Source organism: Pseudoalteromonas sp. SWYJZ12, from assembly GCF_015864395.1.
Taxonomy (GTDB): Bacteria; Pseudomonadota; Gammaproteobacteria; order Enterobacterales; family Alteromonadaceae; genus Pseudoalteromonas; species Pseudoalteromonas arctica.
In genome coordinates this window covers 111,036-123,387 of the sequence record NZ_JADYXH010000005.1, presented here as the reverse complement: position 1 = coordinate 123,387, position 12,352 = coordinate 111,036, and the positions used below count along the sequence as shown (strand labels likewise).

The window sequence follows — 12,352 nt, the reverse complement described above, 5'->3', positions numbered from 1 at the left end:
ACCTATTCGTTTTTTACATCGAGGTGATCTGCTACATAGGCGCCTCGTTGCCCACGCTCTTTAGCCGGCCCTACAGTGCTATCTTTACCTGTTTGCTGCTCAGTAGCTGCATTAATTACAGCACCTAATGTGATTATATAAGCGCTAATATACAACCACATCAGCATAATCACTACACCACCTAGTGAGCCATACGTTTCGTTATAACTAGAAAAACGCGACACATAAAAAGAAAAACCTATAGATGCCAAAATCCAAAGCACAGTAGCAATAGACGACCCCATTGTGATCCAACGCCATTTAGCCGGTTTACGATGTGGGGCATAACGATATAAAAGTACCAATGCAAAATTAAAGGTAAAAGCCAATAATGGCCAAGAAATGAGTTTAATTAATAAATCTATACTTTCTTTTAGTCCCACTAAATTAAGTACAATAGGTAAAATACCAATAATTAATAGCGCAAAAATTGCGACTACAATCGCTCCTACCGAAAATAGAAAGCGCACTAGTTGAGCCTGAAAAAATGAACGTTTTTCATATTCACGATAACTAATATTACATGCAGTAATAAGTGCTTGGCTGCCCTTTGAACTACTCCAAATAGTAAGTATGAGCGTACCAATTGCACTTAAGCTCAAGCTTGCACTTGAGGTTTTAGCAAGGCTAGAAACCTGAGATAAAATCAGTTCACTGGTGCTTGGTGGAAGCAAAGTAACTATTTTACTTAAGTGCTCACTTATATCTGTTGGGGATGAAAAGTACGCATACACTGATACCATCGCCGCAATGGCTGGAAAAATAGCAAGTAACGCATAAAATGCCACACCGGCTGCCACTATAGATAAGTTATCTTCACTCATTTGCTTAAAAATACGTTTAACAATATCCCACCAACCTATAAAAGGGATATGTGCAGGCTGCTCTGCTTGCTGTCCTCGTTTAGCTTCTTTCATTCTAAACCTCAATATTTGTATTACGTTACTACAGCAAAATATTTGCCAAGTTATAAGCGTTTGGTACCAAACTTGCTAATATTTATCTATAAATGACTCTAACACGGAAGATAAGCCATGCTCGGTACCCTAAAAAGCAGTGTAGCGCTAAATAATACAACACCAATAACTGACGTGATCAAAGTTGATACACTTTCGTGGAATTTCTTTTATGAGCAAGGCGTGCAATTACTTCACGTAACAGCGCAAATATTACCCACTCTTTTACTCGGCATAATGCTTTTAGTACTCAGTTACTTAATTTCAGGACCACTTTCTAGATTACTAATCAAACCCATTGACTATATGACTGACAGCAAGCTTGTTCACCTAGTTATAAGGCGCAGCATAAGCACCCTAATAATTTTATTTGGGGTATATTTATTTTTACGTTTAGCAGGGCTTACTCAGTTTGCTGTTGCTATTATGAGTGGGACTGGGTTAATAGGTTTAATACTCGGCTTTGCTTTTAGAGACATAGCAGAGAACTTTATTGCTAGTTTATTACTGAGCGTACAAAGACCTTTTAAAATTGACGATGTAATTGAAGTGGATGGCCGATTAGGTATTGTTAAAAAAGTAACCGCAAGAGCAACCACGCTTGTTGATTACGATGGCAATCATATTCAAATACCCAATGCGACTGTATATAAAAATACCATTAAAAACCTGACTGCCAATCCAAAAATGCGCGGCAAAGTAGAAATTGGTATTGGCTACGATAACGATATACGCAGCGCACAAACCCTCGCCCTCGATATTGCCAATCAACAAAATGCAGTACTTAGCGACCCACCCGCGCAGGTTTTAATAAAAAACTTAGGCTCATCTACTATTAACTTCGTTTTGTATTTTTGGGTTAATAGCGAGCAGCACAGTCCATTAAAAGTAGCCTCCCAGCTTATGCGCGAATTAGTCAATGAGTTCACAAAACAAAACATCAGCATGCCTGATGACGCACGAGAGAGAATTATACTCACCGACCCTAATGAAAGTGCTTCTAGCTTAGAGGAAAAACAACCATCGCAAATACAAAGCGAAAAAAGTGAAACTGTTGAGCAAACTAAAACGCTTGATGATGTAAGTAGTGATACTGACGAAATACGTGAACAAGCAGAGCAATCTCGCGATCCAGAACAAGGGAAAAATATTATTTAATTTCTTTACGTCGCACTAATATGTATTTATACATTAGTGCCTTTAAAACACGCACTTTAGTAATTTCGAAGTATGAGTTGCATGCTTTACAGCCTGGCTACGTGGTTAAGCGTAACTTAGCTATTTTTACTTTTGACCGCTTCGACTGAACTACTCAACTTTTGCACTGTAGCTTCAAGTTCTACTATCTTTTTGTTTTGGGCGTAACTTGAAAACCAGCTAGTAATAATTATTAAAAACACCAGAATGGACAATCTTCTGGTTTTTACTTTCAAAAATGTTTCTAAATTTTTAGCTTCACAAATACAAGACATCGCTTTCTCTCATTACCTTAATTATCTCGAATTAATAAGGTAATGGGAGAAAGCGACAAAATAGGTCGCGTCTTTTTTTTATTTTGAAAGTTCAAATTTCCTGCAGGGAGGGTTTCGAGTTACTGACCGACAATGATTGCTAAGTAACTCGAAGTCACTGATGAAATTATAATGCTCAAAGCGCTAAGATAGTACAAATGGCTATTATTTGACCTCAACTCCATACTGACCCAATGATTTTATCATACGCCTAATAACTCTGGATTTTAGCTGCTTTGGTGCCTTTACAATAATCTGGTCTGATAAACCCATAAGCCAGTTCTCTAATTCCAAGGTATGAGGCAACTGAATAGAAATATCGATCCAATCATCTTGAGTAATCGAATTAGCAAAAGCCTTTTCGTCACTAACTTTCTGGCTAACATTAATGACTGATTCTTGGAATAGCTCTTTGGCATACCCTTTTACTGTGAGTTTCACATCAATTAGCTCTGCATTTACCAATATACCCACTGCACCTGTTTGAATGTATTTTGAAGTATCAAAGTCAGTATCGAACGTTTCATTTAACAGCTTGGCGCTATTAACCCGATGAAAAAGAAGATGCCTAGGTTCTTCATAATCATAAAAGTAGCAAATAAGAACCAACTTAGTGTCTCTTACCACCATCCCTATTGGTGAAATAAGGTGAATAGAATCCGAGTTCCCGTAAGTTATTTCTAATTTACGTTGCTCCAGTATTCCTTGAGTTATTAGGGATTTAATTTCAGTATTAATATTTAATGGTTTAAAAGCCAAAACATGTGGCAAGTTCGCAATTTTCGAAGGCCAAGAGTGCAATGATTTAGATCTCACAAGCGTATCTTTTGATTTTTTAAAAATTGCATTAAGCTGAGAAAATACCTCTTTAGGAAAGTAATCTTCAAGGTGTTGCTCGACTAGCTGAAGTGATAAAGCTTCCTCAGCAGAAATAGAAGGTAAGAAAATATCAGAACGTTTTCTAGAATAAGACCATTTGTACCCGTCAGGCGAGTCTGAACTTACTAGCCCAAATAAGTCTGCTACTTCCACTAAGTCTCGCTCTACAGTTCGTTTTGTGACTGTAAAACCTCTATTTTCAAGGCCTAATTGTAAAATTTTGGCTGTTGTCCACCTAGGAGTAATAGGGATAAGTTGCATCATATTAATAATGCGAGGGAGAGTCTTTCCTTTAGCCGTTGGCATCAACTTTGAGCTCTTATTATAACTTAAAATTATAGATATATTATCATAAATTAAATGATAACAGCAGGTTAGCCTATGGTTGTAGATAGGGCATTTCACTCTTTTTATATATAAAAGAACTTTTATAGCAGAATGCTTTGGGTTAATCTGCGTGCGATAACGATGATCTAGAAGTTATTTAAAAGCCCCGTAACCATGTTTTTAAGCCCCCAAGCTTCTCTAGCATTTAATAAACACTTAGCAAGGAAACTTAATGAAAGCAGACTTTCACATTAGAAGCTATGAAAATAGTACGTTGTACCGCTCATTTGAAAGTGATGAATTATCAATCCCCCCTAGTCAAAAAATAAAATACATCGTTCCAATAAATACCAACGATTCTATAAAAATTAAGCAAATGATATTAGCTTATAAAGTAGCAAATAATGGTGTTACCGATAAACACTCTAAGCCGCACTGGATTTATGTTGATGATATTTTGAAGGTTAACAACAGCGATGAAGAGTTATTTGCCGTTCAGTACGAAGGGCATGAAAATCACAAAGATTATGCCGAATTTCCTACAGAAAAAGTGGCTACTGAGTTATTTGATACTTTGACTCAGAGAAAATGGCAGTCTTTAAATTGTTTGACCCATACATTAATCGATAAAAAAGCATATCAATTAAGTAAAAAGCTATCTCAACACTTATTGGATTTTTATCATGAAAATAAACCATCAGCTATTGACGAATACGACCTTGAACAAGATTTGTTAAAGAATAAAGCAATTAAAACAGACCTTGGCTGGCAGATCAAAATCAATGACTACCAAATCAACTTTCTTTTAAAAGAGTTAAGTGAGGATGATCACCCCATAGAAATTAAAAAACTGCGTGCGCAACATCAAGATGAGTCAATTGTTTACTTGAATTTAGACCGTCGAGACTTTGATATTAAGTTAGGTTTGCAAGCGTCTGTAGATGACGACACGCTTATTTCAGAGCCTCACGATGTCGAGCAATTTGTAGCAACTGCTAATATGTTAATTAATGGAGGCTCCGTAGAGTTATTCGTTTTCGCTCTCAGAAAGCCTGATTCAAATAATGCATGGGTGGGTTCCTTAAACCTACTAAGTTGAGTAACTGAATGACCAATATTTAATATAAACAACATTGCGACTTATTCTGTCGCAAGTATTTTATATTATGAACATGTGTTGTTTCCGTGAGGGAGCAGAAGAAAAAGTGTGAGAAACTTTTTCATCATGGCCTACTAGATGTAGGCCTTTTTTTGATCAAAAAACGCTTAACTATAGAGGAAGGAGTAGTTAGTCGAAAAATGAATGAGACAATGAAATATTTAATTTACTACCCATAATTAACTAGCCAAAACATCCATAAGAGCTATGAGGTACCACATAAATAATTATAACTTTATAAAACGCAGCAAAATTACTCCCCTTAAGTATTTAAAACTAGTAAAGCGACCCAGTGGTGGGTTTCGCAAACACCCTTCGAACTTTTTTAAGCGAAATTGCTTAGATAAATTTGAATCTAAAGGCACTCAAGACCTTGCTGATAAAACAAACATAGAAATCGAGACTCTAAAACAATTTATGGTAGCTAACTTGGCTGTTAACTCTGTGCTAGCCGACAAACTAGAAAAAGCGACTAAAATTAGCGCTGCAACTTGGTTGGAATTACAACGTCAATATGATGAGTACATAAAATAACTCTTACTTGGGTGGCTAAACAAGACTAACCACTTTCGAGATTAAGAAGCTACTTTCATAGTGTTATTTTACGCTGATAAAAAGGTTGATCTGGGTTACTTTTACCGTGGATTCTCAACTATGACTTTAGTTTATATTACTTTAAGGTTGCTAAAATGAGCTCAAACAAGCTTTTAATTAAATCACTGGATCTGGCTTCAAAATATCATGCGCAGCAAAAGCGAAAGTCAGATGAGTCACCCTATATAAATCATTTGATAGAAGTGGCAGTCCTACTAACTGATATCGCTGAAATTGATGAAAACGATGAGCTATGCGCCGCAATACTGCATGACATTTTAGAGGACACTGATATTACAAGAGGGGAGATTTATAAAACCTGTGGTAATCGTGTTCTGGAATTAGTAGAAGCCCTTACTGACGATAAATCGCTATCTTTAGAGGAGCGAAGAGAAGAAACGCTTAAAATGCTTCCGAGTAAGTCAATCTCGGTAAAGCGTATCAAATTAGCTGACCTGTGCTCTAATGCTTGTACAATACCTTCTGGTTGGTCACCTGAACGCAAGGTAGATTACTTTTTCTGGTTAGATCAGGTTGCTGACATCTGCGCAATATCTAGCCTCTCGCTGTATAATGAATACTTGAAAAGAAGAGCTGAGTATTTCTCTAAATAGTGCCCTCAATTTAGCTATTATTTTTATTTAAAATGAAGATTAGCCAGATAAACCTGTCACTTTGGGGTTTAGTTTCACTTTTACAAACGGGTGTTAAACTTTGCTCAGTAATTTACTTTTGTAAGCCCTTAAATTTAACCAGTGCCGCTAAAGCGGTGCCTACAGCATAACCCAAACACAAAATTTGATCAGTTTCAGCCTAAAATCTGAAACCTGTTAACTCAAAAAAGCATTAATTTGACAGCGGAGACTGAGAGTTGAACACTTATTTTATTTACAACCACAAAAAAGCCCGCAGCGTTAACTGCGGGCTTTTTATTGAATGAGTGAGTCAGCCGTATAAGCCGGGTTTTGTCCTTTCCGAAGAAAGTGATAATCATTCGTCTAGGCCATAAATCGCTCTATGGCTCAAGCAACCTACCCGGTTCCAACGTGGGCCACGCCATAAGGAACCCTATTTGGTCTTGCTCCGAGTGGAGTTTACCTTGCAACCGACTATTACTAGCGGCCCGGTGCGCTCTTACCGCACCCTTTCACCCTTACCAATCCGAAAATTGGCGGTCTCCTCTCTGCTGCACTTGTCGTGGGCTCACGCCCCCCAGCCGTTAGCTGGCACTCTGCCCTATGGAGCCCGGACTTTCCTCCCCCTGATCATTTTCGTCACAGGCAGCGATCATCTTGGCTGACTCGGCGCGCAGTATACATGAGGCTAATACCAAGCGCAGTAAAATTTACTCTTTTTCTTCAATAATTGTTTTGTATAAAGCGTTTTTCTTCATACCAAAGTATTCGGCTACAACGCCACAGGCCTTTTTCATTGGCATTTCACTCTCAAGAAGTGCCAGCATTTTGCGCGCTTCAGGCGGAACATCGTCTATTTGCTTTGGTTTACCCGGAAGCATAAGCACTATTTCGCCGCGCTGCTTGGTAGGATCATCAGTTAAAAACTGTTTAAGCTCACTTACACTACCATTAAAAAATGTTTCAAAGGTTTTGGTTAGCTCTTTAGCAAACACAACTTGCTGCTCATCACCAAGGGCTAGTGCTAAATCATCAAGGCTTGCCATAATACGGTGCGTACTTTCGTACATTATGCTGGTAATGCCTGAGTTAACAGCTTCGGTAAAAAAGTCTTGGCGAGCTTTGCTTTTAGCTGGCGTAAAACCAATAAACTGAAAACGGTCGGTTGGTAAACCTGAACAACACACGGCTGTAATTGCAGCACATGCACCTGGAACAGGTGTAACATGAGCGCCTTGTTCGCGGCATAGATTTACAACAGCGTAGCCTGGATCACTAATTAGCGGTGTACCAGCATCAGATACTAAAGCAATATTTAAACCTTGATTAAGTTGATCAATAATTTGTTGTGCTTTTTGTTTTTCGTTGTGGTCGTGTAATGCAAACGTTTTTGCCTTAATACCAAAGTGGCTAAGTAGCTTGCCGGTATGGCGAGTGTCTTCAGCAGCTATTAAGTCAACTTGCGATAATGTCGCAATGGCACGGTGACTTAAGTCGTCATAATTGCCAATTGGGGTGGCAACAATGTAAAGAGTGCCAATTTTCTGTGAATTCTCCTCATTTAACATTGAGGTCTCCTGCGTCAGTCAGTAATATAAGCAAATCGCGTTAACGTATTGGGAAATCATTGTGCGACTTAAACTAGTTAGTCTATTAATTATATTGTCAGGGTTATCGGCGTGTAGCACAACCGAAAAACCAACTAAAAACAGCGATAACGTAAGTAACCGCACTAATGCACTGCAAAATCAGGCAACCAGTGCGCAATCTATCTATCAATTGGCGCAAAACCGCCAAGGTGCCGATAAAATACAGTTATTGTATAGCGCCCGTGATGCAGCAATTAGTGAGCAAAACTGGCCTTTATTAGAGATAATTGGGAATGAGCTTGAATTAACCGCAAGTGTTGATCAAATCCAGAACCGCCTTTATATTGCATTTGCACAAAAACAACAGAATAAAAATGATCAAGCTTTGGTTATTTTACAGTCGCTAGACGGACAACTGACTCAACCTGAGCATTTTGCTTGGCATCAGTTTTTAACGGCCAGCATTTACGCATCGCAAAATTTTCCTAAAAAAGCTGCACCCTACTTTTTTAGAGCCTCTGAAACAGCAACAAAAAATAATATAGAAATCCCTCAACTTAATCAAAATTTGTGGGATAACTTAAAGCAACTTTCTTCTTACGCGCTTGAACGCTTTAACCGTGGTTCCGTTATTCAGCAAGGGTGGGCTAACCTAGCGTTATATCATCAAGTATATGCAAGTAGTGGCGTAGAGTTAGATCAAGCGATCAACAATTGGCGCAGACGCTATATTGGGCATCCGGCTTTTACTGTATTACCTGAACAAGATGAAATGCTTACTGAACTTGCTCCTATCAATATAGAGCGCTTAGTTGTGCTGTTTCCACAATCGGGCCCTAACGAACGTTTAGGTGATGCCCTTAAAGCTGGCGTATTAGCTGCACTTGATACGCAAAATATCAACGACACTATTTTTATTGATGAAAACCTAAGTACAGAAGAAATTGCAGCGCAACTTGAAGAAATAAAGCCTGACTTTGTAATTGGTCCTCTACTTAAAGCAAATATTGATAAACTTGCCAATGCACAAACTCTTATTGATACTCCGGTACTACATTTAAACACCTTTGATGGTGAGCGCATTTCGCTTCAGCATTATTACTTTGCACTAAACCCTGAGCACGAAGTACAACAAGCCTTAGAACACTTTTTAACTAAGGGCTATCAAAAACCTATGTTGCTTGCACCAAATAACGCAAATGGCCAACGCTTGGTTGATTACTTTAACTTACAGTGGCAACGCTATAGCGAAACCAAGCCGCAAATAGGTTTTTATAACGATAAAAAAGATATGCCTAATACAATTACCAGCTTGTTAGAAGTTGATAAATCAAAAGAGCGCATAAAAACGATTAAAGCACTATTTAAACAGGAAGTAGAAAACGAAACCCGTTCGCGTAGTGATATAGACGTTATTTATATTTTGGGTGATGCAATAGAAACACGCTTAATTAAACCCTACCTTGATGTAAACGTAAGTACATTTGCAGATCGTATTCCACTTTATGCCAGCTCTAAAAGTCATAGTAAACAAATTGACAGTACTGACAAAGGCGACTTAGACGGCCTATACTTCACTGAATTGCCGTGGATGCTCGATTCGCAAATTAAACAACATAACTTACGCCAGCAGTATGATTCGTTATGGCCAGAGCAAGTAGATATTAGCCAACGCTTATTTGCAATGGCGTACGATGCTGTATCAATATTACATGACATCAGGCAGTTAAGCGTAATGCCAGGCAATCAATATAGTGGTTTAAGCGGTAAGTTATCTGTTAATACCAGCGGCCATATAGAACGCACGCTCGACTGGGCTCAATATACAAACCGTCGCATTAAGCCTGTGCAATTAGAAACACAACGCCCTGTACCATTGTTTATGCAATCAGCGGGTGACATACAAACTATCAATTAAACTTAATTAAGGGGGCGGCATGTCGTGGTTTAAAGAGCTGTGGCACAATAGTCGCGAAAAAGGCCAGTATTATGAGCTTGAAGCGCAAAAATACTTAGTTACTCAAGGGCTAACACCCATAGAACGTAATTATTACTGCCCCTTTGGTGAGCTTGATGTCATTATGAAAGAAGGCGATACCCTTGTATTCGTTGAGGTTAAGTTTCGCAAAAATAATGCTCGTGGCGGTGCCAACTATGCGCTTAGTCCACAAAAACAAGCTCGATTAAAACGTAGTATTTATCATTACTTAGCAGCTAAAAATTTAACTAACCAAGCTCTAAGAATTGATTATGTAGCCATTACAGGAGAAGCATCTCCTAATATTAATTGGCTTAAAAATGTATTTTAAACGCAAATACAAAGATAAATTATTGGTAGGCTATGCAAGACACAATTAAAGAAATTTTTACAGAAAGCATTCAAGTTCAAATCGCTGCTGGTGAAGTGCTACCTAGTGCGCTTGAGTCAGCTGCATTTACTATTGCACAAAGTCTGATCAACGGAAATAAACTCATTTGCTGCGGTACTGCAAATTGCCACATGCTCGCTCAGCATATGGCGGGTGTGTTGGTTAATCATTATGAAACCGAACGTCCCTGCTTACCTGCAATTGCTCTATCGCAAGAAAACGTTAATCTGGGGCAAAGTACTCAAGTGGACGATCACGATACATTTGCTCGCCAAGTCCGCGCTTTTGCCCAACAAGGTGATTTATTGCTTGTACTGGCTATAAACGGTAACGAAAAACATGTTATTTCTGCCGTTGAAGCTGCACTAACTAAAGATATGAAGGTCATAGTTATGGTTGGTGATGATGGTGGCGAGTTGGTAGGCCTACTTGGACCTAACGATGTTGAAATTAGATCGCCATCTAAACGCCCTAGCCGCATTATCGAATCCCATTTAGTTAACTTACATTGTTTAAGCGAACTTGTTGATTTAACGCTTTTCCCTCAGGATGAAAATTATGTTTAAACGCTCTCTTATTGTTTTAGGTACTGTTGTATTACTGCAAGGCTGCGCAGCCGCTGTTGTTGCAGGTACAGCCAGTGCAGTAACTGCAGCGAACGACCGCCGTACTATTGGCTCTCAAATTGACGATAACAATATTGAAATAAAAGCCAGTATTGCACTTAGCGAAGTAGAACGTCTTGAAAAGTTTGCCAATATAAGCGCTGTAAGCGTTAACGGTATTGTTTTACTTGTTGGCCAAGTATCTAACGAAGAAATGAGAAACGAAGCGCAGCGCACCATTGAGGGCGTTTCAGGTATTCGTAAAATACATAACCAAATTCGTATTGGCTCAAATACTGGCATTACTACACAAACTCACGACTCTTGGCTAACTTCTAAAGTCAAAGCCCAGCTACTAACAGCAAAAGACATTAGCAGTAATAACATTAAAGTAGTGACAGAAAATGCTGAAGTTTTTTTAATGGGCTTAGTATCTGACTCTGAGTCAACTCAAGCTGTAAATATTGCCCGCAATGTTTCTGGCGTAGAGCGTGTAATTAAAGTATTTGAATACTTGTAAACACAAAATACAGACATAAAAAAACCGCTTATTCAGCGGTTTTTTTTGGCATTTACTTATTATTTAATAACGCGTAAATGAGAGCCTTTTTTCTTCTCAGGCTTTTCTGGTGGTGTTTCATCAATAAACTCAGCTGATGAATCAACACTTTCAAGCTCTGGCACAAAATCGTCTTCGTCCTCTAAAAACTCATCTGCGGTAAAGACTGTTCCTTCGCCATTTTCACGCGCGTATATTGCAAGCACAGCACCTAGAGGTACATACACTTGCATTGGCTGACCACCAAAGCGCGCACTGAAGCTAAGTTGGGTTAAGTCTAACGAAAACTGTGTGACCGCTGATGGACTTATGTTTAAAACAATTTGTCCGTCTTGAACAAATTGTGTTGGCACTTGTACATTTGCAAATCCAGCGTCTACCACTAAATGCGGTGTACACTCGTTATCGACTATCCAATCAAAAAAAGCACGTAATAAATAAGGACGATTAGGCGTCATTATAAACGGATCTCACGCTCAGCTTCAGTTAAAGAGGCCTGGAATGACTCACGTTCAAATAAACGGATCATGTACTCTTTAAGCTCTTTAGAACCTGCACCATTAAGCTCAATACCAAACTCTGGTAAACGCCATAATAGTGGAGCTAAATAACAGTCTACTAAGCTAAACTCTTCACTCATAAAGTAAGGTGCTTCGCTAAAAATAGGTGCTACAGCAAGCAATGCTTCTGTTAGCTCTTTACGAGCTTGAGCAGCGTCTGACGTGTTGTTACTGATTTTGTCAGCTAGGCTGTACCAATCAGTATCAATACGATGCATCATTAAGCGGCTACGACCACGCATTACCGGGTAAACAGGCATTAGTGGAGGATGAGGAAAACGTTCATCAAGATATTCCATGATGATGTTTGCCTGGTATAAACCAAGCTCACGGTCAATCAGTGTTGGCACTGTACCGTAAGGGTTAATTTCGTGAAGTGCTTCTGGCAAGTTATCTTTTTCAGCCAAATGAATATCTACACTTACACCTTTTTCCGCAAGTACAATACGTACTTGGTGGCTATACATACAGTTAGCACCAGAAAAAAGGGTCATTACAGGGCGCTTATTGGCAGCTACGGCCATGCCTATACCTCCATTAAATAACTAAAACAGCAAAAGGGGCTTAAGC

At 38.8% G+C, this 12,352-nt stretch carries 13 protein-coding genes and 1 other RNA gene; 8 read left to right on the top strand and 6 right to left on the bottom strand.

Annotated elements, in window-relative coordinates:
* Positions 1 to 2 precede the first annotated feature (2 nt).
* A complete protein-coding gene (locus I6F42_RS08565; RefSeq protein WP_007582878.1) occupies positions 3 to 956 on the bottom strand; it encodes a YihY/virulence factor BrkB family protein in 954 nt (317 codons plus the stop codon).
* A gap of 117 nt (positions 957 to 1,073) precedes the next feature.
* Here I6F42_RS08565 and I6F42_RS08560 point away from each other — a divergent pair, with 117 nt between their 5' ends.
* On the top strand, positions 1,074 to 2,153 hold the full coding sequence (locus I6F42_RS08560; protein ID WP_010554284.1) for a mechanosensitive ion channel family protein: 1,080 nt from the start codon (positions 1,074 to 1,076) through the stop codon (positions 2,151 to 2,153).
* A 518-nt stretch (positions 2,154 to 2,671) separates the two neighbouring features.
* On the opposite strand, the gene I6F42_RS08555 is transcribed toward I6F42_RS08560, so the two are convergent.
* The gene (locus I6F42_RS08555; RefSeq protein WP_010554283.1) at positions 2,672 to 3,691 is read right to left on the bottom strand and encodes a YafY family protein; all 1,020 of its coding nucleotides are present in this window, start codon (positions 3,689 to 3,691) and stop codon (positions 2,672 to 2,674) included.
* Positions 3,692 to 3,944: 253 nt separating this feature from the next.
* On the opposite strand from I6F42_RS08555, the gene I6F42_RS08550 reads away from it, so the two are divergent.
* The 3 genes from I6F42_RS08550 (at position 3,945) to I6F42_RS08540 (ending at position 6,079) form a co-directional block, all read left to right on the top strand.
* Positions 3,945 to 4,811 (top strand): hypothetical protein, encoded by an 867-nt coding sequence (locus tag I6F42_RS08550; RefSeq protein WP_010554282.1) that lies wholly within the window; start codon positions 3,945 to 3,947, stop codon positions 4,809 to 4,811.
* A gap of 267 nt (positions 4,812 to 5,078) precedes the next feature.
* Positions 5,079 to 5,405, top strand: a complete 327-nt coding sequence (locus I6F42_RS08545; protein ID WP_197151796.1) for a hypothetical protein — start codon at positions 5,079 to 5,081, stop codon at positions 5,403 to 5,405.
* A 155-nt stretch (positions 5,406 to 5,560) separates the two neighbouring features.
* Positions 5,561 to 6,079 (top strand): HD domain-containing protein, encoded by a 519-nt coding sequence (locus I6F42_RS08540; protein ID WP_010554280.1) that lies wholly within the window; start codon positions 5,561 to 5,563, stop codon positions 6,077 to 6,079.
* Positions 6,080 to 6,403: 324 nt separating this feature from the next.
* Here the strand turns inward: I6F42_RS08540 and rnpB are convergent.
* Positions 6,404 to 6,768: RNase P RNA component class A (gene rnpB / locus I6F42_RS08535), an RNA gene on the bottom strand.
* A 42-nt stretch (positions 6,769 to 6,810) separates the two neighbouring features.
* Entirely contained in the window at positions 6,811 to 7,668 is an 858-nt protein-coding gene (gene rsmI, locus I6F42_RS08530) for a 16S rRNA (cytidine(1402)-2'-O)-methyltransferase (RefSeq protein WP_010554279.1), read from the bottom strand.
* A gap of 61 nt (positions 7,669 to 7,729) precedes the next feature.
* On the opposite strand from rsmI, the gene I6F42_RS08525 reads away from it, so the two are divergent.
* From I6F42_RS08525 to dolP, 4 genes are read left to right on the top strand one after another with little or no spacing between them, the layout of a single operon-like run.
* Complete coding sequence (locus tag I6F42_RS08525; protein WP_007582872.1) at positions 7,730 to 9,607, top strand: penicillin-binding protein activator; 1,878 nt, start codon at positions 7,730 to 7,732, stop codon at positions 9,605 to 9,607.
* A gap of 19 nt (positions 9,608 to 9,626) precedes the next feature.
* Positions 9,627 to 9,998, top strand: coding sequence for a YraN family protein (locus I6F42_RS08520; RefSeq protein WP_010554278.1), 372 nt, complete (start codon positions 9,627 to 9,629; stop codon positions 9,996 to 9,998).
* A gap of 32 nt (positions 9,999 to 10,030) precedes the next feature.
* The gene (locus tag I6F42_RS08515; RefSeq protein ID WP_002957968.1) at positions 10,031 to 10,624 is read left to right on the top strand and encodes an SIS domain-containing protein; all 594 of its coding nucleotides are present in this window, start codon (positions 10,031 to 10,033) and stop codon (positions 10,622 to 10,624) included.
* The gene (gene dolP, locus I6F42_RS08510) at positions 10,617 to 11,183 is read left to right on the top strand and encodes a division/outer membrane stress-associated lipid-binding lipoprotein (protein WP_007582867.1); all 567 of its coding nucleotides are present in this window, start codon (positions 10,617 to 10,619) and stop codon (positions 11,181 to 11,183) included. The genes I6F42_RS08515 and dolP overlap by 8 nt, the downstream gene beginning before the upstream one ends.
* A 59-nt stretch (positions 11,184 to 11,242) precedes the next feature.
* Here the strand turns inward: dolP and I6F42_RS08505 are convergent, their stop codons facing one another.
* Positions 11,243 to 11,680: a ClpXP protease specificity-enhancing factor gene (locus I6F42_RS08505; protein ID WP_007580339.1), complete on the bottom strand. Its 438-nt coding sequence runs from the start codon at positions 11,678 to 11,680 to the stop codon at positions 11,243 to 11,245.
* Complete coding sequence (gene sspA / locus I6F42_RS08500; RefSeq protein ID WP_002957965.1) at positions 11,680 to 12,306, bottom strand: stringent starvation protein SspA; 627 nt, start codon at positions 12,304 to 12,306, stop codon at positions 11,680 to 11,682. The genes I6F42_RS08505 and sspA overlap by 1 nt, the downstream gene beginning before the upstream one ends.
* Between the last annotated feature and the right edge of the window lie 46 nt (positions 12,307 to 12,352).

What these genes read in the sequence shown, in the direction of transcription:
- dolP (WP_007582867.1), top strand. Translation starts at nt 10,617, where the DNA reads ATGTTTAAACGCTCTCTTATTGTTTTAGGTACTGTTGTATTACTGCAA.
- I6F42_RS08515 (WP_002957968.1), top strand. Translation starts at nt 10,031, where the DNA reads ATGCAAGACACAATTAAAGAAATTTTTACAGAAAGCATTCAAGTTCAA.
- I6F42_RS08545 (WP_197151796.1), top strand. Translation starts at nt 5,079, where the DNA reads ATGAGGTACCACATAAATAATTATAACTTTATAAAACGCAGCAAAATT.
- I6F42_RS08540 (WP_010554280.1), top strand. Translation starts at nt 5,561, where the DNA reads ATGAGCTCAAACAAGCTTTTAATTAAATCACTGGATCTGGCTTCAAAA.
- sspA (WP_002957965.1), bottom strand. Translation starts at nt 12,306, where the DNA reads ATGGCCGTAGCTGCCAATAAGCGCCCTGTAATGACCCTTTTTTCTGGT.
- rsmI (WP_010554279.1), bottom strand. Translation starts at nt 7,668, where the DNA reads ATGTTAAATGAGGAGAATTCACAGAAAATTGGCACTCTTTACATTGTT.
- I6F42_RS08555 (WP_010554283.1), bottom strand. Translation starts at nt 3,691, where the DNA reads ATGCCAACGGCTAAAGGAAAGACTCTCCCTCGCATTATTAATATGATG.
- I6F42_RS08560 (WP_010554284.1), top strand. Translation starts at nt 1,074, where the DNA reads ATGCTCGGTACCCTAAAAAGCAGTGTAGCGCTAAATAATACAACACCA.
- I6F42_RS08505 (WP_007580339.1), bottom strand. Translation starts at nt 11,680, where the DNA reads ATGACGCCTAATCGTCCTTATTTATTACGTGCTTTTTTTGATTGGATA.
- I6F42_RS08550 (WP_010554282.1), top strand. Translation starts at nt 3,945, where the DNA reads ATGAAAGCAGACTTTCACATTAGAAGCTATGAAAATAGTACGTTGTAC.
- I6F42_RS08565 (WP_007582878.1), bottom strand. Translation starts at nt 956, where the DNA reads ATGAAAGAAGCTAAACGAGGACAGCAAGCAGAGCAGCCTGCACATATC.
- I6F42_RS08520 (WP_010554278.1), top strand. Translation starts at nt 9,627, where the DNA reads ATGTCGTGGTTTAAAGAGCTGTGGCACAATAGTCGCGAAAAAGGCCAG.